Source organism: Anaerobacillus sp. 1_MG-2023, from assembly GCF_030547345.1.
In the GTDB taxonomy this organism is placed as follows: domain Bacteria; phylum Bacillota; class Bacilli; order Bacillales; family Guptibacillaceae; genus Guptibacillus; species Guptibacillus hwajinpoensis_B.
In genome coordinates this window covers 33,415-59,661 of record NZ_JAUORD010000006.1, presented here as the reverse complement: position 1 = coordinate 59,661, position 26,247 = coordinate 33,415, and the positions used below count along the sequence as shown (strand labels likewise).

General features: G+C 39.6%; 26 protein-coding genes, 1 pseudogene and 1 riboswitch. Of the genes and pseudogenes, 19 read left to right on the top strand and 8 right to left on the bottom strand.

The features are described from left to right. The first annotated feature begins 13 nt into the window (after positions 1-13). Entirely contained in the window at positions 14-1,108 is a 1,095-nt protein-coding gene (locus Q4550_RS11935; protein WP_303532941.1) for a GerAB/ArcD/ProY family transporter, read from the top strand. Further along, a complete protein-coding gene (locus Q4550_RS11930) occupies positions 1,105-2,187 on the top strand; it encodes a Ger(x)C family spore germination protein (RefSeq protein WP_303532939.1) in 1,083 nt (360 codons plus the stop codon). The genes Q4550_RS11935 and Q4550_RS11930 overlap by 4 nt, the downstream gene beginning before the upstream one ends. 40 nt (positions 2,188-2,227) lie before the next feature. Here Q4550_RS11930 and Q4550_RS11925 read toward each other — a convergent pair whose 3' ends face one another. From Q4550_RS11925 to Q4550_RS11915, 3 genes are all read right to left on the bottom strand, one after another. Next, the gene (locus Q4550_RS11925; protein ID WP_194220170.1) at positions 2,228-2,776 is read right to left on the bottom strand and encodes an NADPH-dependent FMN reductase; all 549 of its coding nucleotides are present in this window, start codon (positions 2,774-2,776) and stop codon (positions 2,228-2,230) included. Between the two features lie 123 nt (positions 2,777-2,899). Further along, positions 2,900-3,559, bottom strand: a complete 660-nt coding sequence (locus Q4550_RS11920) for a response regulator (RefSeq protein ID WP_303532937.1) — start codon at positions 3,557-3,559, stop codon at positions 2,900-2,902. 12 nt (positions 3,560-3,571) lie between these two features. Beyond that, positions 3,572-5,164, bottom strand: a complete 1,593-nt coding sequence (locus Q4550_RS11915) for a GAF domain-containing sensor histidine kinase (protein WP_303532935.1) — start codon at positions 5,162-5,164, stop codon at positions 3,572-3,574. Between the two features lie 138 nt (positions 5,165-5,302). Between Q4550_RS11915 and Q4550_RS11910 the strand changes: the two genes are divergently transcribed. From Q4550_RS11910 to Q4550_RS11895, 4 genes are all read left to right on the top strand, one after another. Next, positions 5,303-6,652, top strand: coding sequence for a TrkH family potassium uptake protein (locus tag Q4550_RS11910; RefSeq protein WP_303532933.1), 1,350 nt, complete (start codon positions 5,303-5,305; stop codon positions 6,650-6,652). 111 nt (positions 6,653-6,763) lie between these two features. Beyond that, positions 6,764-7,255 carry a universal stress protein gene (locus Q4550_RS11905; protein ID WP_303532932.1) on the top strand — a complete coding sequence of 164 codons (492 nt, stop codon included), beginning with the start codon at positions 6,764-6,766 and terminating at the stop codon, positions 7,253-7,255. Between the two features lie 126 nt (positions 7,256-7,381). Further along, positions 7,382-7,591, top strand: coding sequence for a helix-turn-helix transcriptional regulator (locus Q4550_RS11900; RefSeq protein WP_303532931.1), 210 nt, complete (start codon positions 7,382-7,384; stop codon positions 7,589-7,591). Beyond that, entirely contained in the window at positions 7,588-8,055 is a 468-nt protein-coding gene (locus Q4550_RS11895) for a hypothetical protein (RefSeq protein WP_303532929.1), read from the top strand. Before Q4550_RS11900 ends, Q4550_RS11895 begins: the two co-directional genes overlap by 4 nt. Positions 8,056-8,058: 3 nt before the next feature. Here Q4550_RS11895 and Q4550_RS11890 read toward each other — a convergent pair whose 3' ends face one another. Then, on the bottom strand, positions 8,059-8,421 hold the full coding sequence (locus Q4550_RS11890) for a YuzC family spore coat inner layer protein (RefSeq protein WP_303532927.1): 363 nt from the start codon (positions 8,419-8,421) through the stop codon (positions 8,059-8,061). A 136-nt stretch (positions 8,422-8,557) separates the two neighbouring features. Here Q4550_RS11890 and Q4550_RS11885 point away from each other — a divergent pair, with 136 nt between their 5' ends. The 11 genes and pseudogenes from Q4550_RS11885 to Q4550_RS11835 all read left to right on the top strand — a co-directional run bounded on the left by Q4550_RS11885 (position 8,558) and on the right by Q4550_RS11835 (position 18,125). Continuing rightward, positions 8,558-8,797 (top strand): hypothetical protein, encoded by a 240-nt coding sequence (locus Q4550_RS11885; RefSeq protein ID WP_194219929.1) that lies wholly within the window; start codon positions 8,558-8,560, stop codon positions 8,795-8,797. Between the two features lie 105 nt (positions 8,798-8,902). Then, positions 8,903-9,350, top strand: a pseudogene (locus Q4550_RS11880) (GNAT family N-acetyltransferase). A gap of 307 nt (positions 9,351-9,657) precedes the next feature. Then, complete coding sequence (locus tag Q4550_RS11875) at positions 9,658-11,022, top strand: sigma-54 interaction domain-containing protein (RefSeq protein ID WP_371018793.1); 1,365 nt, start codon at positions 9,658-9,660, stop codon at positions 11,020-11,022. Between the two features lie 237 nt (positions 11,023-11,259). Then, on the top strand, positions 11,260-11,961 hold the full coding sequence (locus Q4550_RS11870) for a CoA transferase subunit A (RefSeq protein ID WP_303532925.1): 702 nt from the start codon (positions 11,260-11,262) through the stop codon (positions 11,959-11,961). A 2-nt stretch (positions 11,962-11,963) separates the two neighbouring features. Then, positions 11,964-12,632: a CoA transferase subunit B gene (locus Q4550_RS11865; protein ID WP_303532922.1), complete on the top strand. Its 669-nt coding sequence runs from the start codon at positions 11,964-11,966 to the stop codon at positions 12,630-12,632. 15 nt (positions 12,633-12,647) lie between these two features. Then, positions 12,648-13,967, top strand: a complete 1,320-nt coding sequence (locus tag Q4550_RS11860; protein ID WP_303532920.1) for a GntP family permease — start codon at positions 12,648-12,650, stop codon at positions 13,965-13,967. Positions 13,968-13,988: 21 nt separating this feature from the next. Next, positions 13,989-14,768 carry a 3-hydroxybutyrate dehydrogenase gene (locus Q4550_RS11855; RefSeq protein ID WP_303532918.1) on the top strand — a complete coding sequence of 260 codons (780 nt, stop codon included), beginning with the start codon at positions 13,989-13,991 and terminating at the stop codon, positions 14,766-14,768. A gap of 100 nt (positions 14,769-14,868) precedes the next feature. Continuing rightward, positions 14,869-16,047, top strand: coding sequence for an acetyl-CoA C-acetyltransferase (locus Q4550_RS11850; RefSeq protein WP_303532917.1), 1,179 nt, complete (start codon positions 14,869-14,871; stop codon positions 16,045-16,047). A gap of 366 nt (positions 16,048-16,413) precedes the next feature. Then, complete coding sequence (rsgA, locus tag Q4550_RS11845) at positions 16,414-17,412, top strand: ribosome small subunit-dependent GTPase A (protein ID WP_303533237.1); 999 nt, start codon at positions 16,414-16,416, stop codon at positions 17,410-17,412. A gap of 29 nt (positions 17,413-17,441) precedes the next feature. Beyond that, entirely contained in the window at positions 17,442-17,939 is a 498-nt protein-coding gene (locus tag Q4550_RS11840) for a DinB family protein (protein ID WP_303532915.1), read from the top strand. A gap of 63 nt (positions 17,940-18,002) precedes the next feature. Further along, complete coding sequence (locus Q4550_RS11835) at positions 18,003-18,125, top strand: YuzL family protein (RefSeq protein WP_194219936.1); 123 nt, start codon at positions 18,003-18,005, stop codon at positions 18,123-18,125. 119 nt (positions 18,126-18,244) lie between these two features. On the opposite strand, the gene Q4550_RS11830 is transcribed toward Q4550_RS11835, so the two are convergent. Then, positions 18,245-19,663, bottom strand: a complete 1,419-nt coding sequence (locus Q4550_RS11830) for an aminotransferase-like domain-containing protein (protein WP_303532909.1) — start codon at positions 19,661-19,663, stop codon at positions 18,245-18,247. Between the two features lie 394 nt (positions 19,664-20,057). On the opposite strand from Q4550_RS11830, the gene Q4550_RS11825 reads away from it, so the two are divergent. After that, complete coding sequence (locus Q4550_RS11825; protein ID WP_303532908.1) at positions 20,058-21,758, top strand: peptide ABC transporter substrate-binding protein; 1,701 nt, start codon at positions 20,058-20,060, stop codon at positions 21,756-21,758. An 86-nt stretch (positions 21,759-21,844) separates the two neighbouring features. Here Q4550_RS11825 and Q4550_RS11820 read toward each other — a convergent pair whose 3' ends face one another. The 3 genes from Q4550_RS11820 to Q4550_RS11810 form a co-directional block, all read right to left on the bottom strand. Beyond that, on the bottom strand, positions 21,845-23,320 hold the full coding sequence (locus Q4550_RS11820) for an amidase family protein (protein WP_303532906.1): 1,476 nt from the start codon (positions 23,318-23,320) through the stop codon (positions 21,845-21,847). A gap of 142 nt (positions 23,321-23,462) precedes the next feature. Then, positions 23,463-24,044 carry an ECF transporter S component gene (locus Q4550_RS11815; RefSeq protein WP_242057313.1) on the bottom strand — a complete coding sequence of 194 codons (582 nt, stop codon included), beginning with the start codon at positions 24,042-24,044 and terminating at the stop codon, positions 23,463-23,465. A 144-nt stretch (positions 24,045-24,188) separates the two neighbouring features. Further along, positions 24,189-24,326, bottom strand: a riboswitch (FMN riboswitch). Positions 24,327-24,497: 171 nt separating this feature from the next. Further along, positions 24,498-24,824, bottom strand: coding sequence for a c-type cytochrome (locus tag Q4550_RS11810; RefSeq protein WP_194219975.1), 327 nt, complete (start codon positions 24,822-24,824; stop codon positions 24,498-24,500). Positions 24,825-25,056: 232 nt separating this feature from the next. On the opposite strand from Q4550_RS11810, the gene spoIIP reads away from it, so the two are divergent. After that, positions 25,057-26,229 carry a stage II sporulation protein P gene (spoIIP, locus tag Q4550_RS11805; RefSeq protein WP_303532903.1) on the top strand — a complete coding sequence of 391 codons (1,173 nt, stop codon included), beginning with the start codon at positions 25,057-25,059 and terminating at the stop codon, positions 26,227-26,229. Positions 26,230-26,247: the final 18 nt, after the last annotated feature.

Below are 26,247 nucleotides of genomic sequence, written 5' to 3'. Positions count from 1 at the left end.
GAGATGCTTTTATATGGCTGGACCAGAAGTGAAAGATGAGTATAAAGTATCTCCATTTCTAGTGTTTTACCTTGTTCACTCCGTTCAAGTTGGGGTAGGAGTTATGGGGTTTCAAAGAATCAGCGCAAAGTATGCAGGAAATGATGCTTGGATTTCGGTACTAGTTGCTGGCCTTAGTCTAAATGTGATTATTTTTTTGATATATAAAATCATGCTAAAGGAAAAAGGGGATCTCATTTCGTTACATCAAAATCTTTTTGGGAAATGGTTAGGAGGATTATTAAGCTGGATTGCTATTGTTTATTTCATTGCAATGAGTGTGACTATTCTACGTACATATATCGAAGTAGTTCAAGTATGGATGTTTCCAGACTTAAATAAATGGATCTTCGGTTCTGTATTTCTCCTTTTAGTCTATTATTGTTTATCGGGTGGGTTTAGGGTAGTTGCCGGTATAGCTTTCTTTGGAGTCGTATTGCCATTTTATCTTATTCTAACGATGATTTTTCCGATGTTTTATGGACACTTCCGAGACCTTTTACCGGTATTTAATCACTCTTTGTTTGAACTGTATGAGGGAGTTAAGGGTGCTTCTCTATCTTATTTAGGATTCTCAACGCTTTTTATGTACCTACCGTTTATTAAAGATCCTGAGAAATCACATCGATGGGCGCAGGGGGGACATTTATTTACGGTCTTTATATACACTACAGTTATGATTACAACGATTGCTTTCTTTAGTACAGAACAGCTTCAGAAAACCATTTGGGCGACGCTAACAACATGGAAAATTGCTGAAATGCCTTTTGTTCAGCGTTTTGAGTACATTGGTATTGCTTCGTGGGCATTAGTCATCCTTCCAAACCTTTGCATTACGATATGGGCTGGGGGAAGAGCAATTAGGAGATTATCAAACATCAGTCAACGAAACGTAACGATCCCGCTCCTTTTTATTATTTTACTGGCTAGTAGCGCTTTCGCAAGACGAGAAAGCATTGACTTACTAAATCAGTATACGAGTCAAGTGGGATTTTATTTTGTTTATCTTTATGTACCATTCTTATTTGTAGCTCAGTATATCAAAAGTAAGGTGGGAAGGTCAGAATGAGGCTGATCCTAGTATTCTTATTATGTAGTGCTGTACTGACAGGGTGTGTTGAAAGCAGTATTCTTGATGATATTCAAATGGTAACGATTATTGGTTATGACCTTCCAGATGAAGAAAATGAAGAAAAGTTAATTAAAGGGATTGCAGTAGCTCCACAATATCAAGCTAATGGGAGAGTGGATAATAGTATCTTTATTCAAACAGCTGAACTGAGTAAAGAAATTCGCAGTCAATATAATTCAGAGTCATCAAAATCATTTGTAAGTGGAAAGTTGGAGGTTGCTCTCTTTAGTAGGGAAATGGCAGAATCGGAAGGCATAATTGAATTAGTTGATACGCTCCAAAGAGACCCTTCCATTGGTTCAAGAGTATTCTTAGGCATTTCAAACAGCGACTTGGAAACATTATTAACTACCAATTATGGAAACGTGGATACAGGCACATTCATACACGACACTCTAAGTCATAATAGTAAGCACGGTATGCTTCCCGAAACGAGTTTGCACAATTTTTTGTACCATTATTACTCAGAAGGGAATGACCCGATCTTACCGCTGGTTGAACAAGACGGCGATAAGGTGAAGATTATTGGTATTGCTTTATTTAATGGAGATAAGATGGTTACTACCCTTGACTCACAAAGTTTGTTTACATTCAAAATTCTGTATGAGAAGTTTTCTAGTAATGATTCATTTACTGTCAAACTCAATGAGGAAGATCATGCAGCTATTTATAATATTGCTTCGAAAAGGAACCTAAACTTAAAGAAGGTTGGAAGGAATGAGATTAAAATACACGGTAAGGTTTTGGGTGTAATCAAGGAGTATTCTGGAAAACAGTTAACCCCTTCGGCGCTCAAAGAAATTGAGAAAACGATGGAGACTGAAATTGAAACCAGAGGAAATGAGATGATACAAGAATTCCAACGGCTAAATATTGATCCCCTTGGTCTTGGCAATGCGATTCGTAGTGTGACTCGGGGAGATTTCAATCATGATGATTGGATGGACCGCTATCCTGATATGGATATCGAATTTCATATGGATGTAAAAGTAACAGAGTCGGGAGTCATAGAATAGACCAAAAAAGCCCGATAGCTTTTCGCTACCGGGCTCCTTTTTACTGTACTTCTATTTTGTTTTCTATGGTTTGGGATAGGGAAACAAGTTCATCTATAACGATTGTGAGACGTTCTTTCGCTTTTGTTTCCACCATGTAACCTTTCTCATCAAAGCATGTGGGATCTGCGCAGAATTGATCTGGGAGGACGAGAGCATATAACCCTCTCATAACTGTTCTCATATTGTTCAATGCGTTAATACCGCCTTTTCCACCACCGCCAACAGAAGCAAGAACAGTTGGCTTATGTTTGAAATGAGAACCCCCTAAAAAATCGAGTGCGTTTTTTAAGGCTCCGCTCATGCCATTGTGGTATTCAGGTGAGCAAATAACAAATGCATCAGCTTTTGTTGCGTGGTTTATGAGGCGCTGCACCTCTGGATGATCAAGATCTTCTTTTCTACCTTTAAACAAAGGGAGGTCATGGAATCCTGCGTCGAATGTGAGCACTTCAATTCCCTTTTCGTCTAATTGATCGGTAACTGTATTTGTTAAGTTCCTCGTCATAGATTTGTCTCTTGGACTACCGTTCATCACCATTACTTTCATAGGAAAGCTCCTTTCTCATACCTCTATATTCTTTTATTACCTCAATTGTGAGTATTTCAATCTAAGTGTATTTTAAATTCTTGTATCGGACATCGGAGGGAAGAAGGAATTCAGTCTCAGCCTTTAGTTGTAGATTTCATTTTCAAACCAGTTCTGCTTTGTCGCGAAGAGAGCAGCCTGAGTACGATCGTGAAAATTTAATTTGGAAAGAATACTACTTACATGAGTTTTTACTGTTTTCTCAGTAATATATAAAGAGGCAGCAACCTCTTTATTGCTCTTCCCAAGAGTTATTTCTCTTAATACCTCTTTCTCCCTTGGTGTAAGGGTTGTGATTCTGCGTTCATCCTCGACTTGATCTTTCTTAGTCATATGAGACATCAGCTGATTTGTAGCGAGTGGATGAAGGTGGCGTTTACCGCTAAATGCTGCGCGTATTGTGTAAACTAACTCATCAGGGTCAATATCTTTTAATTGATACCCTTCAGCACCAGCGCTAATGGCTGGAAGAACATGATCCTGATCTGAAAAACTTGTTAAGATAATAATTTTGATGTGTGGTGCGTTCTTTTTCAATTGCTTAGTTGCTTCAATTCCATCCATTTCAGGCATAACTAGATCCATTAAAATAACGTCAGGACTGAGCTCATAAGCAAGCTTCACGGCTTCAACTCCATTTCCTGCTTCCCCAACAATTTCAATATCCTCCTGTGTTTGTAAGAATAAGCGAAGTCCTTTTCGAACCATAAGATGGTCATCAGCAAGAAGTAATTTAATTTTCATCATATCCTCCTCTCATATCGGCAGTATAACTTGTACTGTTGTTCCAAAGTTTCTTGTACTTGTGATGAATAAATGGCCACCTAGTATGGCCGCACGTTCTTTCATTCCTCTAAGACCAAGGGTGCAATCCCCAACAGTCGTTTGATCAAAGCCAACACCGTGATCCACAATTGTTAAGCTAGCATCGGTTTCAGAAAATGCCAGCTGAAGTGATACTTCATTTACAGCAGCATGCTTATGTATATTGTTGAGCGCTTCTTGACCAATCCGGAAGAGCGCCTCTTCTATTGGTCTAGGGAGGAGTTTAAGACCTGAAACGTCACAAACGGCTTGAAGACCTAGTCCTAGTGCATAATTTTTAAGGGACGTCATCACGCCGGCTTCAATTCCCACAGGTCGAAGCTGCCAGATTAATGTTTTCATTTCTTGCATTGCTTTCTGTGATAGCTGTTGAATATCGACTAATGCCTCATTAAGAACTAGAGGATTGTCTTGGATACTCTGTGCACCACGTGCTGTCATTGATAATGAGAACAGTTTTTGGCTAACGGAATCATGCAAGTCTCTTGCAAGTCTGTTTCGTTCTTCAGAGAGGATGAGCTCCTGTCTCTTTTCATTTACCCGTGATTGCTCAATCGCAAGAGCCGTGTGATCAGCAACAGCTTGTAAAATTTCTTCATCTATTTTTGAGAGCCTTACATCGTTGTGACTAAGAGCAAATAGAATACCTATTTGATCATTTCGAATCGTGACCGCGCGGGCATGAATTTCAGTGATTTCCGCATCAATTGGAAGATGAAACGTTTGAGGTGTAACGGGACTTTCTTTAGCCACTGCTTCTATAACTTCTTTTAGTGTATCATCAGAATAAGGCATGTTTATTACGTTTAATTTGTTTTGATCGTACAAAGAGTGGAGAAGATGCTGGTGACCGGTATTATGGAAATAACCGACGATAGGCCAGTTAAAAGATTGAGCGGTTTGCCGTACAATCCCGTTAATGATCTCTTCAGTATGTTCGCACTTCCATAATTCTCTTGTAAGTGATTCAAGTTTCGAATAGTTTTCTGCACGTTTTTGCTCATCTTGATATAATCGTACTCGTTTAATAGCTGTTCCAATTTGAAAAGCAACCGATTCAAGTAGAGTAAGTTCTTCTTCAGTAAACTTTTCTTTACCAGGAGAGCCAACATTTAAAATACCAAATGATTCCCCGGCGGCAGTTAATGGAACGGTCGCATGATGAGTTAATCCTTCTGTATCACCGGTTTTGTGATGAATGGCATCTTCAATTCGTTTACATTCAATGATGTTAACTGCTTCGTTCAGTCGTCCATCCCAAAATTTATTTAAGCACCAGCAAGTTCCTTTACACATTGGTTCCTTTTCTTTCAATGCAAGAGCTTCAGGAAGTCTTGCATCGGCTGTACAAGTAAACTGCTTCTTATAGTTTGATAAGAAAATCCATCCTGTTTTGAGTCCGGTGACGTTCAAAAGCTCTTCAAGAACAGATTGAAGCATCGTCTTCAGGTCGGTTGAACGATTTAATGTTTCGGCAATGGTTTTCAAGGTGAGTAATTCACGCTCGTATCGTTGATCATCCACAGTAGTTCCCCCAATATTTAAACAATTGACATTTTTTATTATACTATTAACAGGGTTATTATCTAAACAGTGAGATTTACAAGAATACGATGTTCGTAATAATCCAGTCATAGATCAGAGAGGCTGAGGAGGAATAAGATGAAAATCAAAGAAAAAGCAACAGAACTTTCTTCCGTCCAGCTGATTGTTCTTTTCTATTTTGCGGCTGTAGTATTATCGACGGTTCTGTTAAGTCTTCCGATTGCCCATCAAGCTAATGTTGAATGGAACTTTATAGATGCTTTATTTACAGCTGTAAGTGCAATTAGTGTTACAGGACTAACTGTCGTTTCTACTGCAGATACGTTCAGTACAACCGGCACGTACATCCTAGCTTTTGTCCTTCAATTCGGTGGAATTGGGATTATGACTCTTGGCACTTTTATTTGGTTATTAATGGGGAAGAAAATAGGAATGAAAGAACGTCAACTTATTAGTACAGATCAAAATCGTGGTACATTAGCTGGCCTTGTAAGTTTAATGAGGCAAATCCTCGGGCTTATTCTCTTATTTGAAGCGATAGGGACAATTATTCTTGGGATCTATCTGCTAAAGTATTATGATTCCTGGCAAGACGCCTTTTCGCAGGGATTCTTTGCTTCAGTAAGTGCTACGACAAATGCAGGGTTTGATATTACTGGGAGTTCACTTATTCCATATGCAAATGATTATTTTGTGCAATCCATTAACATGATTCTGCTTATATTAGGCGCAATAGGGTTCCCTGTTCTTATCGAACTGAAGGATTACTTATTTCAAAAGAAAGAAACGGTAGCGTACCGCTTTACGTTGTTTACAAAGGTTACGACGGTTACATTCTTTGCTCTAATTTTAATCGGTACCGCCCTTATATGGATTTTAGAAGCAGGAAATTTCTTGGCTGATAAGTCATGGGATCAATCGCTATTCTATTCATTGTTTCAGTCCGTTACGACGAGAAATGGTGGTCTCGCGACTATGGACGTGAGTGAATTCACTCTGTCTACGCAGTTAGTGTTAAGTTTACTTATGTTTATTGGCGCATCTCCAAGCAGTGTCGGCGGAGGGATTCGAACGACTACTTTTGCTGTTGCTGTATTAACAGTTGTTCATTTTGCAAGAGGTCGAAAAAGTGTCAAAGTTTTTGGGAGAGAACTTTTACATGATGATATTATCAAATCGTTTATCGTCATTTTTACAGCAACTGGTCTTTGTGGTTTGGCAGTCGTTATTCTTTCAGCAACAGAACCATTCTCATTAACTGCCATTGTATTTGAAGTGACTTCAGCCTTTGGTACAACGGGTTTATCCCTTGGCATCACTCCTGAACTAAGTACTGCGGGTAAATGGGTTATTATGTTTCTCATGTTTGTTGGCAGAATTGGAATTATATCGTTTCTACTGATGATGCGAGGAAATGCTCCTCTCGAACGTTACCATTATCCAAAAGAACCTATTATTACCGGATAATGAGGCTAATGTAACAAATATATCTATATGAATACGTTTTCGGTAATGGCGTTATTTTCCTCTCAGTAGGGGTATATCCATACTACTTCAAATACTGAGGAGGAAAGTATCATGTATACCAAAATTGTAGTAGCTTATGATCGTTCTGAGGATAGTGAAAAAGCGCTCCACCAGGCAGTTAAATTAGCAGAACTAAGCAAAGCTTCTATTCATTTAGTGCATGTTGCGAAAGAATCACATAAACTTTCAGCTCAACCAGCGACGAGAATTCCATATGGCACTGGAAGTATTGGTAATGAAGGACATGCTGGTGTCCCCACACCGATACCTGAAGAGCAAAGTGGCGTAACAGTCGAACGAAGTGATGGAGAAGCAATGCTTCGAGAAGTGAAAGAAACACTGCATCATATGGGTGTGAATGTTCATTCTGAGGTAAGAAGTGGCGATCCTGCGAAAGAAATCGTGGATCTAGCTGTTATGACAGAAGCAGATTTAATTGTTATCGGTAGTCGAGGATTGAGTGGAATTAAAAAATGGATGCTTGGAAGCGTAAGTGAGAAGGTTGCTCAACAATCGCCATGTCCCGTCCTAATTGTAAAATAGATAGCCTGGGAAACCAGGCTTTTTTCTTTGGTCAAAAAGTTAATTATCATTAACTTAAAGTTAGGTTTACTTAACATTTTGTTTGGTGTAGAATACAGATAAAGGAAATGTGAGAGAGGGGTTCAGGTGACATTACAAAATCGAATTAGAGAACTAAGAGCTCGTTTTCAGTTAACGCAGCAGCAGCTCGCTTCAAAAGTAGGAGTAACGAGACAAACGATTGCAGCTGTTGAAAAGGGAGATTATGTTCCCTCATTATTATTAGCTATGAATATTTGTAGAGAATTTAACATGTCGGTGGAGGAAGTATTTCAACTACAGGGGGAATCAGAGTGAAATTATCTTTCGTTTATTTAATGAACTTGGTTATACTTGGTCTTTTTGGTTGGGCTATGGTTACTTATTTCAATGCAGCTTCGCAATTTAAAACTATAATAAGTGGAGACGGAAATGAAGTTACGATTAACCTACTCCCTATTCTTTTGGCTATTTTGATCACGGGTATTATTGGCTTTATATTCACTCGTAGTAAGAGAAGAAAGAATAAGGGATGGAAAGAAGCACTTTTGCTTCCTTCCGAACTGTGTGAGGATGATGAACGTGAAAAAGCCTTAACCGCCCATGCATGTCGCAATGCGTATATTGCGATGATGTTTGTCACGCCTTTTCTAATTGCTGGAATGACTTTCCAACCCGTTATATCTCATTATTTCTCAGCCTATCCGATTCTTATATTGCTACTACTGCCGTTCGTTCAGGTTAGTGTTTTTTATTTTTCTCTTCGGAGGAAATTAAAGTAACGTTTACCAGCAGAGCTTTAGCGTTAATTCACTGCAATTATCTTGATTACCTGCTGTGAGATCGACGCGAATGGCGTCTGGCGTATAAGCTATGTGAAAGGGAGAAGTCACGCCAGCACGTTGAATCAGCATATGAACATGGGAATGATCATTTTTCTGAGCGGCGTCTTTTAATTCATGAGCAAATTGAGCGTCGTTTTCCACTTTATTAAGCAGTTTCTCTCCATCTTTCATTAGCTTCGAACACGTCTCAGCTGATTGTTGGAAACGAGTCACTTCAATTGGAGGGAAAGGGCGATAATAAGAGGGATAACAAGGTGAATACAGATTGGGCCATTCGTTGTATCGGTAATGTTTAAACGACATCATTGGCCTCCTGAATATGTGATGCTATTACCCTATGGGTTTATAAAAAAAGGTGTGCATCTTTCTTTAATTTGTGAAATTTGATTCCAACAGGTTACAATAATTCAGAAGACGTTTGGAGAAGGAGCATGGTGTTTTGAAGAAATACGTTATTTTTACGATCAGTCTTATTAGTTTCTATTTCATTTTGAATTTAATTATTGGTTCAATTGTTAATGCTATATTTCAACCAGATTGGCTGATGGCCTGGGCTAAGGGGCAACAGGTGACAGGCACCGTTACGTTTGGCCTTCTATATAATCCTATTGATCTTATAAGTTTGATTTTGTCGCTAGTGATCAGTGTTATCATTACATCTAAAGTCAAACCATCTTAAATCGTGCTGAGGCACGATTTTTTATTTTTATGATATTTGAAGGCATTGTTCATAAAAGGATAGAATGGTTAACTTGTGAAAAAGAACTAGTAAGGAGATTTTGTGATGAAGATAATGCAAATAAACAAGGGTTTTCCTTATGATCTTCTACTTGAAGCTGATCCATCTCTCGATCATATTGAACGTTATTTAAAAGTTGGAAGCTGTTATATTGCAGTCGAAGAGCAAGAAGTGATGGGAGTCTATGTGTTAGTAGAAAAAGAAGAGGAAATAATGGAGATCATGAATATAGCAGTAAGAGAGGATAGAAGGGGAAAGGGAATAGGAAAAAAGCTTATTCACGATGCTATCCAAAGATCAGAGGCGCTTGGAGCGACCAAGATTGAGATTGGCACGGGTAATTCAAGTCTCGATCAATTAGCTCTCTATCAAAAATGTCACTTTCGTATAATAGACATTATTGAGGGTTTTTTTTGATAGCTATCCTGAGACGATTATAGAAAACGGTATTCCTTGTCGGGATATGATTCGGTTAAGCTATAGCAAAATATAAATCGATCTGTTCCATTTTCTAATGTGAGGAAATGGAACCTTTTTTGTAAAATTAGTAGTTATTGGGGAAAGGGAATTGCATTCAGGGGGGCGGGCAGGGAAGGCGAATTTTACATCTGTGTGAGAACGCTGAAGTGAAAGTGCTTCAATCAATTAAGCCAAGATTCAAGAATTAATAGTAAATACACAGCTTTTTATTTAACAAAACAGAGTTGTATGTTACGAGAATACCACTAATTACTTTATAAAAAATGCAGTTTTAGTTGAATGGTACAATGGTTAATAGAAAAGATAAAGGAGTGGCTAGAGTGAAACCCGGTGAGCTTACTAAGAAGTGCAGTATGTTAGAAACTATTATTGATAACGCTTACGAATGGCTTGTCGTTGTAAACAAAGAAGGTATGATTGATTTCATGAACAAAACGTATTGTGAATTTCTAGAAGTAGATAGCTCAGAAGTTATTGGGATGCACGTAACGGATGTCATTGAGAACACACGGATGCATATCGTTGCTAGAAGCGGAAAGGTAGAAATTGCAGATTTGCAGTACATACGCGGAAACTACATGATTGCCAATCGCGTCCCTATTTATCACAACAAGGAATTAATCGGAGCTGTAGGCACAGTTATCTTTCGTGACACTGAACAATGGAAGCAAATGAATACGCATATTAAAGAGCTTTTATCTGAATTGGAATATTATCGAAGCGGATCTGCAAGGGAAAATGGTGCGAATTATTCCTTATATGACATCGTTGGTGTATCAGATTCGATTCAGAGTTTAAAAGAGAAGGTGAAGCAAGTAGCAAGCGGAAATGTTTCGGTTCTTATTCGTGGTGAAAGTGGCACAGGTAAAGAACTTTTTGCACATAGCATTCATCAACTGAGTGAGCGTAGCAATAGACCTTTTATTAAAGTGAATTGTGGTGCCATACCTGATCAACTACTTGAATCGGAACTTTTTGGATACGAGGAAGGGGCTTTTACAGGAGCGAAAAAAGGAGGGAAGCCAGGAAAATTTGAGCTGGCTAATACAGGTACAATTTTTCTTGATGAAATAGGAGACATGCCCCCTAACATGCAGGTGAAATTATTACGTGTCCTACAAGATAGAGAAGTAGAACGAGTTGGCGGAGTCTCATCGAAAAAAGTTGACGTAAGGGTAATCGCAGCTACAAACCGACCTTTAGAAGCGATGGTAGAGGAACGTCGCTTTCGTGAAGACTTATTCTATCGAATCAATGTAATGCAATTACAAATTCCCCCATTAAGAGAAAGAATTCAGGATGTAAAACCTCTTGCAGAATCTTTTGTAAAGAAAATTTCCATGAAAGCAGGAAAGCGCGTCATAGGAATTAACGAGCAAGCCTTTCAATTATTAAGGAAGCACAACTGGCCTGGTAACGCTCGTGAGCTTGAGAATGCGCTAGAAGCTGCTGTTCATTTAACACGTAGTGAAACAATAGAAGTCACCTCACTCCCCGATTACTTAAAAGATAAAGATGGGATCATAGCGGGAAACAGAAAGTTAAGAGAAATTTTAGAAGAAGCTGAATCAGAAGCGATTCGTAAAACGCTTGCTCAATGTGAGAATGATAAATTTGCAGCATCCGAAATACTTGGTATAGGGAAAACGAGCTTATATGACAAAATTAAAAAGTATAATCTTTGATGAAATTCCAGAAAACCGGAATCTATTCCGGTTTTCTGGAATTTCTTTAGATTATATCTCTAGAAACGTGTTTTTAGAGGTTGACGAATGAAAATTGATTATTTTTTCCGGAAAAACGGAACTTAAATAAAAAGAATAATCCGCCAAATGTTGAATGCGCTTACAATATTGTGAACTATTCTATTATGGCATGTTTCTTGCATTACAAAGATTGAGAAGAAAAAAGGAGTTGGAATGATGAAGGAACAGTATAGGGATGGTTATGATGCAGTAAGCGAAATTGTTGATGGATCAACGTTAATGGTCGGTGGATTTGGTCTAGTCGGTATTCCAGAACAAATGATACTCGGATTAGTGGAGTCGGGAGTCAAGAACCTTACAGTGATTTCAAATAACTGTGGTGTAGACGATTGGGGACTTGGTCTGCTACTTAAAAACCATCAAATTAAGAAGATGATCGGTTCGTATGTTGGTGAAAACAAAGAATTTGAACGACAGGTACTGTCGGGTGAGCTTGAAGTAGAGTTAATTCCGCAGGGAACACTTGCTGAAAGAATTCGTGCTGGTGGTGCTGGGATTCCAGCTTTTTATACCCCTGCAGGCGTTGGAACTAATGTAGCTGAAGGAAAGGAAACGCGAATGTTTGATGGGAAAGAATATGTTTTAGAGCATGCGTTATGCGCTGACTATAGTCTAATTAGAGCCTGCTATGGGGATGATTCAGGCAATCTTATTTATAACAAAACGGCTCGCAATTTTAATCCAATGATGGCAGTTTCTGGAAAAGTTACGATGGCTGAAGTGGAAAAAATCGTAGCTACAGGTGATTTAAATGCAGATCAGATTCATACGCCTGGAATTTATGTTCAGGGACTCCTAGAAGCTAAGCAGGAAAAACGAATCGAACGAAAAACTGTTCGAAATGGATCGGGGGAATAAGGATGAAGGCTACAAAAAGTAATGTACGGGAACGAATAGCGAGAAGAGCGGAACAAGAAATTATGAGCGGATATTATGTGAACCTTGGCATTGGGATCCCGACGCTTGTTGCCAATTACATATCAGAGGATAAAGTGATTGTCCTCCAATCTGAAAATGGCTTGCTTGGTATCGGAGAATATCCACAAGAGAATGAGTTGGATCCGGACCTCATTAATGCTGGAAAAGAGACCGTAACAGCAATTGAAGGAGCTTCTTATTTTGATAGTGCGGAATCATTCGGAATGATTCGAGGCGGTCACATTGATCTTGCGATACTCGGTGGAATGGAAGTATCTGAAGGCGGAGATCTTGCAAATTGGATGATCCCTGGAAAGATGATTAAAGGAATGGGTGGTGCGATGGATCTCGTTCATGGAGCAAAGAAAATCACGGTAATTATGGATCATGTTAACAAAGATGGGGCACCTAAAATTGTGAAGGAATGTTCGCTCCCACTTACTGGGAAAGGTGTAGTCAATCGAATTATTACCGATCGAGCGGTGTTAGACATTACCGATGAAGGATTAGTCGTGCAAGAAATAGCTTCAGGATACACGTTAGAAGAGATTAGGAATGCTACAGAACCTGAAATCAATGTGTCACTGACACTTCAGTATGATGCTTACTAAAAAGGGGGAACAGCCATGTTAAGTATGATTGGATTAATTGGTGGGTTACTATTGCTTATTTATCTCACAATGAAAGGGATGAATTTGCTCGTCGCAGGTCCACTCTGCGCTATTGTAGTAGCTGTTCTAAGTGGACTGCCACTTTTCCCACAACTCGTTGAAGAAGGTGCTCCGAACTTCATTGGTAACTATATGGGAGGATTCTCAGGATTTGTTGCCTCGTGGTTTCCTATGTTTTTACTTGGAGCGATTTTTGGGAAGGTCATGGAAGACAGCGGTGCGGCAGATAGCGTCTCCAAATGGGTTGTAGCAAAACTTGGATTGAAACAGGCGGTGCTTGCTATTGTTCTAGCCTGTGCGATCTTAACGTACGGAGGTGTTAGTCTTTTCGTTGTCGCATTCTCTGTCTATCCAATGGCTGTAAGTTTATTTAAACAAGCGGATTTACCACGTCGTTTTATACCAGCTACGCTTGCGTTTGGCTCGGTTACCTTTACAATGACGTCTGCAGGATCGCCAGAAATTCAAAACTGGATTCCGATCGAATATTTAAATACGAGTCCTTATGCCGGTTGGGAAGTAAGTTTAGTAGTGGCGTTGTTCATGGCGCTGTTTGGCTACTGGTGGTTGAAACGGATGATTTCAAAAGCTGTGGCCAAGGGAGAACGGTTTAAAGCGCGTAAGGAGGATCCTGAAGTGGAAAATCGTCCGCTTCCAAATCCATTACTCGGCCTTGTCCCACTTGTCATTGTATTAATTATCTCATTCATTTTCCATGATAGCTTGAAACAATCAGCGCTTATTATTGCTTTACTTGGAGGAATTGTAGCTACATATTTGTTAAATCGCAAATACTTTGAGAACTTTGGACGTGCGGTTTCTGATGGAACGCTTGGATCATTGATTGCCATCGGAAATACAGCAGCTGTAGTTGGTTTTGGTGGTGTAGCCAAGGTTGTGCCGGCATTTGAAACAGCCGTGGATTTCATGACTGGTATTCCTGGAAGTCCTCTTATTGGGGGAGCCATTGCAGTCAGTGTGATCGCTGGGTTAACAGGATCAGCATCTGGTGGTCAGGTTATCGCCTTGCCTCTTCTTGCACCTCACTATATTGATGCTGGTGTGAATCCAGAAGCACTCCACCGTACGGTTGCAATCTCTTCAGGAGCACTTGATTCACTTCCTCACAATGGTTACGTCGTAACAACGATTCGTGCTATTTGTGGTGAATCACACCAGGATGCCTACGGAGCTGTAGGGGCACTAACAGTCATCGTACCTCTTATTGGACTTGCCCTAGCAATTCTATTATTCAGTTTAGGATTCGGAATTTAGCTCGACGAAGGAGGGGTTTTTTTGTTAGTGGATAAGAAAGTAGTCGTTATTACAGGGGCAGCGAGCGGGATTGGGAAAGAGTTGGCACGAGTGTTTGCTGAAAATGGGGCAAAGGTTATTCTTAGTGATTTGGATGAGGATAAAGTAAAAAAGGCGGCGGCTGAATTAAAAGAAAGCGGTATGAATACGATTGGAATCCGCTGTGATGTAACGAAAGAAATGGAAGTTGAGTCGTTATTTAATCAAACGATTAACACCTTTGGTCGATTGGATGTACTGATTAACAATGCAGGACTTCAACACGTTTCAGCCATTGAAGCTTTTCAAACGGAGAAGTTTGAGCTGTTAACGAAAGTAATGCTTGTTGCACCGTTTATTGCAACTAAGCTCGCCTTTCCAATCATGAAGAAACAAAAGTATGGACGAATTATTAACATGTCTTCTATTAATGGACTTGTGGGCTTCTCTGGAAAAGCCGCTTATAATAGTGCAAAGCATGGAGTGATTGGACTTACGAAGGTAGCGGCACTTGAAGGAGCGGAAGATGGTATCACGGTTAATGCGGTTTGCCCAGGATATGTTGATACCCCGCTAGTAAGAGGTCAGCTTGAAGATTTAGCTAAAAGTAGAGAAGTGGCTTTAGAGAGAGTACTTGAAGAAGTGATCTATCCCCTCGTTCCACAAAAGCGTTTGTTAACAGTGCAGGAAATTGCGGATTACACGATGTTTCTAGCAAGCGACAAGGCAAAAGGAATTACAGGTCAGGCAGTGGTCATTGATGGAGGATACACAGCACAATAATGGATTCAATCAGTGAAAGAGAGTTAAATCTTTTCTCTCTAAAAAAACTTGTAAACGCTTTCCTTTTATTTGTAAAATAGAGAAGAATGGAGGGGAGAACATGAAAGATGTTTTTATTTTGGAGGGTGCCAGAACGCCATTTGGAACGTTTGGAGGTTCACTTAAAGATATTAGTCCAACTGACTTAGGAATTACGGCAAGCAAGGAAGCGCTAGTAAAAAGCGGGATAGAGGCAAGTGAAATTGATCTTTCTGTTATTGGGAATGTGATTCATTCAACATCAAATGCTTCTTATCTCGCACGTCATATTGCTCTTGGAACAGGAATACCGATCGAGAGCCCTGCACTAACAGTGAATCGTTTATGCGGTTCTGGAATGCAGGCCGTCATATCAGCTGCTCAATCTATTATGATGGGAGAGGGTCAAACGGCCCTTGCCGGCGGAGCGGAGAATATGAGTTTATCGCCTTATACGTTAAGAGGAAATCGTTTTGGAGCTAAAATGGGTGCTCCTAAAATGGATGATATGCTGTTGGCTACGTTAACAGATGAATACACTGGAACTGGAATGGGTATAACGGGAGAGAATCTTGCAGTAAAGTATGGGATTTCTAGAGAAGATCAAGATGAGTATGCAACCCAAAGCCAGCAAAAAGCAGCCGAAGCAAGAGAGAAAGGTATTTTTGCGGAGGAAATCGCCCCTGTTGAGATAAAAAGGAAGAAAGGGATGGAAAGCTTTGCGATTGATGAGCATATTCGAGAAGGTACTACAGAAGATAAGCTAGCTAGTTTAAAACCAGCTTTCAAAAAAGATGGAACTGTCACTGGTGGAAATGCAAGTGGAATTAATGATGGGGCAGCTTCGGTCGTATTAGCAGGAACAGATTACGTTACGTCAAAAAATCTCAAGCCTCTTGCTCGAATCGTTTCTTGGGGAATAGCGGGAGTAGATCCTTCAATCATGGGGATTGGTCCTGTTCCTGCCATTCGACAGGCACTAGATAAAGCAGGTATGACATTGCAAGATATGGACTTGATTGAAGTAAATGAAGCTTTCGCAGCTCAGTATCTGGCTGTTGAAAAGGAGCTAGAGCTTGATCGCTCACGAGTGAATGTTAACGGGGGCGCCATCGCGTTAGGACACCCAGTAGGAGCAAGTGGGACACGTGTTCTTTATACTCTCACAAAAGAATTAAAGCGCAGAAATGGGAAATATGGTGTTGCCTCCCTGTGTATTGGTGGAGGACAAGGTATTGCCGTAGTGATTGAAATCGATTGATTTGTCAGAAAAGATTGCTAATTCATGCGATGGTGCGTATAATAAAAGTACTAACTAACGGAAAGGGGTTGTGCATTATGGTAAATAACAAAAAGAATTCATTGTTAATTGCATATTGTGCACAGTCCAATTGGTAGGGTAGGAGCTTTTTCTTACTTCTGATTAATAAGATCAAAAACCATGGGCTGTGCGATTGTGTCTATGGTTTTTTATACTTTATCAGCTAATTACTTACGCTGATTGTATGATAAAAGCCGACATCATTGTACGGCTTTTTGTCATATTTACACTTATTAATCAGGAGGCTTTCAATTGAAACGAATAAAATTAGGATGGAATTCATACTTTGAAGAAAATTATCAAGCTATGGCAGAAGATGGACTTATCCCAGCTCGAATTAAAATGGAACATCGTGGAGGTTACAGCGTTTCAACAGGAGAAAATTCTTATGCAGCAGAACTTTCAGGTAAGTTCCGATTTGAAGTAACACAGCGTGATGCTTTGCCAGCGGTTGGTGACTGGGTACTGATTACTCCAAAATCAGAGAATAAGGCGATCATTCATCGATTGCTCCCAAGAAAAAGTAAGTTCTCTCGAAAAATTGCTGGCACGACGACAGAAGAGCAAATTATCGTAGCCAATGTCGATACGGTTTTTCTTGTAAACGCATTAAATCAGGATTTTAATCCAAGTCGAATTGAGCGATACCTTTTGATGGCGTGGGAAAGCGGGGCAAACCCCGTTATTGTTTTAAGCAAAGCAGATCTTTGCGATAACGTCATGGAGAAAGTGAATGCATTAACTGGTGTCGCAGTTGGAGTACCAATTCACGTGGTTAGTTCAGCCACTGAGATAGGGATTGATGACTTAACGCCTTATTTAATTGAGGGAACGACAACCGCTCTTCTTGGTTCGTCTGGAGCTGGAAAGTCCACGCTTATAAATAAGTTATACGGACAAGATATTCAAGTTGTCCAAGACATTCGTGAAGAAGACGGTAAGGGTAAACATACGACGACAAGTCGAGAACTGATTTCTCTTCCTACTGGAGGTGTACTGATTGATACGCCAGGTATGAGAGAACTTCAATTGTGGGAAACGAATAACCTGTCTCAGAGTTTTCCTGATATAGAAAGCCTTGCGGAACAATGTTATTTCAGGGATTGCAAGCACGAAGGTGAACCAAAATGTGCTGTAAGAAATGCTATTTCTGATGGACTGCTAGAAGAAAGAAGGTTTGAGAATTATAGAAAGTTCAATCGAGAGCTTGCTTTTCTTGAACGACAAACGAATAAGAAGGCTCAGCTTGAGGAGAGGAAAAAGTGGAAAAAAATCGCTGGAGATCGAACTAGAAAGCATCGCTAGGCTCTTTAATTTAGGAAGGAGTAGATGAGATGACAGATGAGCGTTCAATTCTAAATGAATATGCTTCATTAACGAACTGGTTAGAAACGACGGCGATGGAGATGAGCGAGGAAGTGTTTTTTAAGCCTATTAAATCAGGTAAATGGTCTCCAGCTGAAATTCTCTCTCACATCATGAAATGGGACGATTATCTATTAGAAGAGCGAATTCCACACATGAAGAGTGAAGCGATTTTGCCAAAGCTTGAAAATGTAGAAGCAGTGAACAACCGTGCAGCCCAATTTGCTAGATCTGGGATTACCCAAAAGGAACTAATTAAAGAAACGATAAAATCAAGGGAACGAGTAGTCAAGCGACTTCTAGAGTGGCGCCCAATCGAGTGGAAAAACACGTTTTATATCGATAAGTATCCTCTCTGTCTAACAAGTTATATTAAAGGATTAATTGAACACGACGAGCATCACAAACTTCAAATAGAAGTTTTTATGAATGAACAGGGAATACCTCACTCTCTTTTCTTAACATAGTTGTGAAAGGTATCGGATAATAAAAAGAGGCACGGGAGAGTCTAAAAGGTGGAGGTGAGAAAAATGGCAAAACATAAAGCAAACCCCACTACAAATGGACTTGCTTCATCTCAGCCAGAAGGACAAGGAACTGGTATTGAAGTTGGAACAGCCCGTGATTCTCAAAGAAAAAAGAAAAAGAAGTAACAAAAAACGCTGTCTCGCACGAGATAGCGTTTTTTTGTGATTATTTGTCTTTATCTGTCCAACGAAGTATTGTTGCCCGGGATGATCGTTGTTTGAATGGAAATCATTATCGCCATCTATTAGTAAATTACTGCGAATTGTCTCACGTGTAATGTATTTAAGACACTGATTAGGCGACTTGTCCCTTCTAAAAGCTGCTCTTTTGTTACATAAGAAAGCGGTAGTCTAATTCTTACAGCATGCTCTTGTTTATGTGGCACAAGTAGGACGTTTGAATCTAGTAGCGTATCAAATAATTCCTGGCGATTAAGTGATGGCTTGAAATCAAACCAAATTGAGGTAGGGTCTTCTATTTGAAGTATCGTTATGTGATCTTTAAGAGTATTAAGCTTATGCAGGACTTTCTGCTTTCTTACATACAATTGTTCTTGGATCGTATCAATATGATCATGAAGTTCATCAGAATTTAAGATGTTATCAACGATTTCGAGCAATACAGGAGGAGGAGTCATGCAAAGTTGCATTTGTACCTCTTGTATTCGGTTTACCACATGCTCAGGCCCAAGAACCCATCCTAAACTTAGTCCTGGGGCTATGCCTGTGAAGTGGCCAATCTGAACAACTAATTCACGATTCGATCCTAGTTCAAAAAAAGAAGGGAGATCGTTTCCTACAGAATTAGTAAGTAATGATGTTTCAACAATTTCGAGAATAGGAATGCCTACTTTCTCACATTGAGAAAGTATTTTTTTTCTTTGTTGTAAAATGGCTGAATGACTTAAGGAATGATCGTAAATGTTGTTTGAATTAGCAATTACAAGTTTGATGCTTTCTTTTTGAAACATGGTTTGTGTTAATGGCTTGTCTGTTGAATACTTAATAACTCGGATGCCTGAGACAATTAGGATATTTAAGTGTGAGTAATTCACAGGTTCTTCCATAGCTATCGCATCCCCGGGGTTTAGAAAACATTTAACTGATAAGAGCATCGCTTGTTCAAGGCTTGATGTTAGGACCATATGTTCACTTAGACATGATTGTTTCATAAACCGACAGATTGAGTGAGTGACGCGCTCTTTCGTTGGTGGAGCATTATCAAGCTTAGTTGTAAAAGGTGTTAATTCATGAGCAGATTTTGCTAGGCATAAATCTTCCGCAATTGATCCTGATATTAGATTTATTAGTGAAGGGTCTTTTAAATAATCGTAATGTTTTCCATACAAAGAAGAGTCATCAGCTAAATGCTGATTTCGTAGTTTGTTCCATGTCATTGAATGATCAGGAATTAAATCTGCAGCCTCAGGACTTACGCGTGTGCCACTCCCTTGTCTGGATGTTATATAGCCATTTGCACGTAATTCGGCGTATGCTGTCGTAACGGTGCTCCGATTCACACCTAGTTGGACAGCCAGGTCACGCTCAGCTGGAAGGGCATTACCTGTTTGAAGAGATCCATTTATAATCGAATTTTCATAGTAATCAACGATTTGTTTGTACAACGGTTTGCTGCTCTCTGGATTGAGTATAAATCTCGCCATTGTCCACCACCTCACTCCTATTATAGAGAATTTTAGATAAAATTGTATAAAATTTTCAAAAAAATTAACATTTTAATATTCTCTATAAACACAGGTTTTAAGCCATTTGACGGATATTTTTGTAGGAAAAGACAAATTGGATGGTATACTTTTGGCTAAATTGGATGGTTACAGAAAGTTTTTTGAAATTTAAAATAAATTTAATCATTCAGTTAATTGTTAATATTCAAACGAATAGTCGGCATTGGTTTACATAGGTTGAGTGATATGACCTCCCTGTTATAGATCTCACAACGTTTTCCGTCGAATGTATTCGTTTGAATAATTAACTGTGAAGAGTCTACATTGTGCTAGATCTTCAACTGAATGGTACAAACAAATAGGGGGTAACACAATGAAGAAAAAGTTTTCGCTTCTGCTTTCGGTCATCTTGTTGTTAAGCCTTTTCCTTGCAGCGTGTTCTGGTAACTCAAACACGTCTAGTAACTCGAACAGTGAGGGAGAAGCAACCAGCGGAGATAGCGATAGCTCTGAGGGATCAGCTGAACAGGTGCTAAATTTAACGGATACACAGGATATACCGACTATGGATTCAACACAGGCTACAGATACAGTAGCATTTAACGCAATGAACCAGGTATTTGAAGGGCTGTATCGTCTAGATAAAGACAACAAGCCAGTTCTAGGTATGGCAGCTGAAGAGCCACAAGTTGAAGAAAAAGACGGAGAAACTGTTTATACTTTCAAGATTCGTGATGATGCGAATTGGTCTGATGGTACTCCAGTTAAAGCAGATGATTTCGTATATGCTTGGCACAAAATTATTCACCCAGATACTATGGGCGGATATGCATCAATGATGGGTGCTGCAGGAATTAAGAATGGTAACGAAATTATCACTGAAGGCGATCCTTTATACGGTAAGGTAGAAGAGCTTGGTGTTAAAGCAGTAGATGAGAAAACACTTGAAGTAGTAGTGACTCAAGAGGTTCCTTACTTCTTCGACCTTTTAACATTTGCATCTTTCTATCCACAGCCAAAAGACTTTGCTGAAGAGCAAGGCGAAAACTATTCTCTTGAATCTGATACAATGCTTTACAACGGTCCATTTACACTAGCTGAATGGAATCATGGCGACGGTTGGAAGCTTGCTAAAAATGATGGGTACTGGGATGCAGATACAGTACAACTTAAAGAAGCGAATTACAAAATCGTAAAAGATGAAGCAACTCGAGTTAACCTTTATGAAACTGGAAAAATTGATCGTGCTGGTCTTAGTGCAGATTTCGTTGATCAGTTCAAAGATCGCGAAGATTTCACAACAATTCTTGATACAACTATTTACTTCCTTCGTATGAACCAGAAGAACGAAGCTCTTGCGAACAATGACATTCGTAAAGCGCTATACCTTTCTTATGATCGCGACGGTCTAGTAAATGTTTTGCTTAACAATGGTTCAGTAGCAGCTCGCTATCTTGTACCAAAAGAATTCTTATTCTTTAACGATGAAGATTTCCGTGCACCAGCTACAGACGGCTATCTTGCAGATCAAACAGCAGACGATGCTGCTGAGTACTGGAAGAAGGGTCTAGAAGCTCTTGATACAGATAAAGTTGAACTTGAATTCCTTACAACTGATAGTGACCTTGCATCCAAAATTGCAGAGTATGCGAAAGATCAGTTTGAGTCTAAGCTAGACGGTCTTACAATTACAATTAACAAACAGCCTTGGAAGCAATTCCTTGATCTTGAAGATGCAGGAGACTTTGATATCTCAACTGGTGGTTGGGGACCAGACTATCCAGATCCAATGACTTACATCTACATGTTTGAAACAGACGGCGCTTATAACCGCATGGATTATTCTAACGAAGAGTATGACAAGCTAGTTTCAGGTGCAAAAACTGAAACGGACGAGCAGAAGCGCTGGGAAATGATGCAAGAAGCTGAGCGTATTCTAATCGAAGAAGATACAGCGATCTTACCAACTTATCAAGGTGGTTCCGCTATTATCATGAAAGACTACGTGAAAAACTACCACATCCACAAGTTTGGTGCCGATTCTTCTCTTAAATGGGTAACAATCGAGAAGTAATCTTAAAAAGCGCGAGCCGAGAGGCCCGCGCTTTTTATTTGGTGTGAAAAGGAAAAGTTTGATCATGGTTCTTTAATAAATGATAGTCATCTTGTCTCATGTGTCGTCTGGTTATTGATAAACAAATACGGCAATCTTCGATGATGTGTATGTTGTTCGAAGACGTAAGCAAGTTTAATAAGCTGTGGTTCACTAAATGCTTTACCAGTCAGAGTAATGCCAAAAGGTTTGTTATTAGAAGTGAAACCAGCTGGTACGGTTATAGAAGGGTAGCCTGCTTTTGCGGGAAGTGTTGAACCGTAAGAGCCTGCGAATAGTAATAAATCTAGCTCTTCTCTTTCCATAAGTTGATCAATACCTTCATCCTTTGCGTATTTCAAATCTTGAAGTCGACTTTTGAGATAGGATGGATCAGATAATGTTCCTTGCGTATGATTTGATTCGATAAGAAGCGATTGACCAAATGGCAGAGAAGTCGCCTGATTTTGGTTATAGTAATCAATAATTGTTGATAGATCTAGTGGAACAGAAGAGGTTGTTTCCTTAGCAAGGTAGCTGTTCACTCCTGATTTGAATTCGTGGAGAAGGACCTGGTAGTCACTCTCTAACGCTTCCTGATATAGACTTATCTCTTTCACTTCTACAATAGAGCAACCTATCGTTTTAAGATCTTCCATGGCTTTAGTCAATTGTTCTTGTTCTTCCTGATGCATCGCATCATAATAGCCTTTTTGTACGACACCTATTCTTAAATTCTCAAGTAATGTAGGGAAGAGATATGGAGTGTAATCATGGTACTCAGGTACAAAATGCGTCGCTTGATCTTGTGACTCCTTTCCTGATAACACACCGAGAAGGATAGCAGCATCAGTGACATTGCGTGTCATTGGGCCAGCCGTATCCTGTGAATAAGAAATAGGAATAATTCCAGTTCGGCTAATAGATCCCACGGTTGGTTTTAGACCAACACCAGCATTGGAGCTTGATGGGCTAAGAATAGAGCCATTTGTTTCTGTTCCTATAGCAGCCGTAGCGAAATGACAGGCAACAGCTACAGCAGAACCAGAGCTCGATCCTCCGACGTCAAGTGTTCCAGGCCCATAGGGGTTAAAGACTTGACCGCCTCTTGAACTAAATCCATTAGGCATTGTTTCACTCATGAAATTAGCCCATTCGGTCATATTGGTTTTCCCGAGAATCACAGCACCAGCCTGACGAAGATTTTTTACTAGAAAAGCGTCATTTTTACCATAAGAAGAAGCTAATGCCATAGAACCTGCACTTGTATGCATGTGGTCATCGGTGTTGATGTTATCTTTGAGCAGGATTGGGATTCCGTGTAATGAACTTCTAGGTCCATTTTGTATGCGTTCACGATCAAGGGAGTCTGCAATGAAAAGGGCGTCAGGATTGATTTCTAGTATAGCGTTTACTCGTGGATTATAATTTGCGATTTGTTCAAGATAGAACTGTACGAGCTGCAGAGAAGTAAGCTTGTCTTCTAACATTGCATGCTGAAGATCAAGGATTGTTGATTTTTCTAACCATTCTAATGACAGCATATAGTATCCCCCCATAAAAAACCTTTTTGTAACTGTTTCAACAAAAATTGGTAAAATCCTTTTACAATAGTCAGTTCTTAAGCGTTCGTTTTCTATTCATATAAAAAAACCGAATCTTATTGTAAGATTCGGGTTTTGATATTTAAGCAACTCTCGTTTGACGAGCAAACCAAGGTTTTAATTTTATAAAAAAGGCAACGAATATACTTGCTATAATAGCGCCTTTTACAAGGTTGAATGGTGTAATTCCTGTTAATACGAGAGCCTGACGAGCTGATGAAGACATTTCTTCAAAGCCCATAAACCACGTATATGCTGGAAGAATAATTAAATAGTTCAACAGTCCCATCACTGCCGACATTAAAATCGTTCCGAGCGTCAATCCCAGTGCTAATCCCTTCTGAGTTTGATTAAATTTACGGAAGATTAAAGAAGTTGGTACGATCAAGAAAACTCCTGCAATGAAGTTTGATATTTGACCAATTGGTACTCCGGTGAAGCTTCCTTGAATTCCAAAATGAATGAAATTCTTAATCGCTTCTACAAGTATCCCTGCAACTGGACCATACAGAATGGCAACAAATAGTGCTGGAATTTCACTGAAGTCTATTTGTAGAAAAACAGGAAATCCAGGCAGTGGAAAATCTAAAAGCATTAACAAGTAAGAAATACTGCTGAACATCGCAACGACAATCATACGTTGCGTTTTTGAAACACTTTTCATTTTGACATTGCTCCCTTTTTTTCGAACCACCGAAAAAGGAGATGTGGCCCCAGTGCACACAAAAAACCATGAGTATGGGGCTCATGGTTACGGCATGGGGAAATAAGCAAGCTTCTGTTATAATTCAAAGAAAGCTTACTACTCCACCATCTTCTCCCATCCAGACTATACTGTCGGCTCTGGAATCACACCAGATCCTGCCCAAATTACAGGCTCGCGGGCTTGAGGAATTACTTATCCTTCACCGCCGGTCGGGAATTACACCCTGCCCCGAAGATAGTTCGTTATAATATTTACAAGTTCATTATACAGGGAAAGTAGCGATAGCTCAATGAAAACATCTTGAACATATGCTATTTCATGATAACGCTTTCTTTTTTGAGGGGAACTAGCACAGTCAAAAACTTAAAAGCTCTCCTTCTTTGAAGAGGGAGAGCTTAAAATAAAGCGCTATTATTTTTTCTCAGAGAGCCACGTTGCTACTTTTTCAGCGTCTTCACCTTGAATGACACCAGCGGGCATACCGCCGCCTTTACCATTCTTGATTATTTCTAGAATTTCATCTTTTGAATACTTGCCACCTACTGCTTCAAGAGCAGGACCAGCACCGCCTCCAAGGTTTTCCCCATGACATGACGCACAGTTTTGAGAGAAGATTTTCTCGGCTTCTCCTCCAGCTGAATCTCCACCGCCTTCTTCAGACTGTTCACTATGGCCGGCTTCATTTCCACCAGCATGTTCTTCGGTTGTGGAAAGCCAGTATGTAAAGCCTACAACCATAACTAGGAACAAAATTATTGCAGTAATATATGCGGATGATTTTCCCATTCTGTTCACCTCCTGTATCCTCATCTTTATCATACTTTTCAAACATTCAATTATCAAATATATTTTGCTTATTTCTTCCTGAATTATGTATGCGTTTCTATGATCACTAGTGAAAAAATCTTCTATTTTGGGGTGCGAATTCATAGACATAGAGTATGACGTTTAAGGAGTGGGAGGGAAAAAAATGAAAAGTAGCTCACAAAGTCTTTTTAGTAGTACAAGCAATAATAAAATTAGGTTGGTTTCATTTTTTACTATTGTTGGTCTTATTTTATTATTTATTGTGGCAGGTATGATTTCCTCATCAGAAACGAAGTATCAACTCTCCTCTTCTGTGTTACATGATTGGATTACAAGTTTCTCGACTGAAGCTCTCGTTTATGGAATGGGGACGGAAAACCATTACTTGACACAAGTACTACCAGAGGAAAGTGAGCCGCCAGCGCTGTCCTTAGTTGCCTTTCAGTTTATTACGAGTGTGAAACCCGGGGATATACGTAGTCTTTTGGGTGGGGAGCTACCAGGGTTTGCTTTATATGATGCTAAAATCCACGTAGCTGGTGAAGGGACGAATTTCACCAATCTCCCTATTGAATCAACTCCTGCATTAGATGAATTGTTAAAAGAACGTGAAGTTCCAACTGAAAAATTACAGATAAATGATTCCAAGGATCAAGTAACACCTCCTCTTCAAACAACAAATGGTCGAAAAGTAGCTTTTATTTATCACTCTCATAGTTATGAATCATACCTGCCGTTACTAGGACTTGAAGGCAACAAAAATGCTAATCTTGCAAATGATGGAAAAACGAACATTACGTTAGTTGGTAAGCTGCTTGGAGAAGAGCTGGCTGAGAGAGGGATTGGAGCAAAAGTAGATGACTCAAATATAGGCGTGCTTTTAAATGAAAAAGGTTGGGAACACGGTAAAGCATATGATGTGTCTAGAACAATCGTACAATCGGCTGTGGCAGGAAATGATGATTTTAATTTGTTTATTGATATTCATCGAGACTCTTTAAGAGAAAAAGATACGACAGTGACAATTAACAATGAGGAATATGCTCGTACGGTCTTTGTTATTGGAGAAGAGAATCCAAATTACGAGAAAAACTTAGCACTTGCAAAAGAGTTACATGAAAAATTGAAGACCAAGTATCCTGGGCTCAGCAGGGGAGTTATTGGGAAAAAAGGTCAAGGGGTAGACGGTATCTACAACCAGGACATATCTCCTAATGCTATGTTAATTGAAATAGGAGGCGTAGATAATAACCTCGAACAGCTGAGTCGAACAGTTAAAGCGATTGCGGATGTCATTAGTGAACACTACTGGAATACCCAAAAAGTAAATAACTAACAAAGCGCTGTGCATATG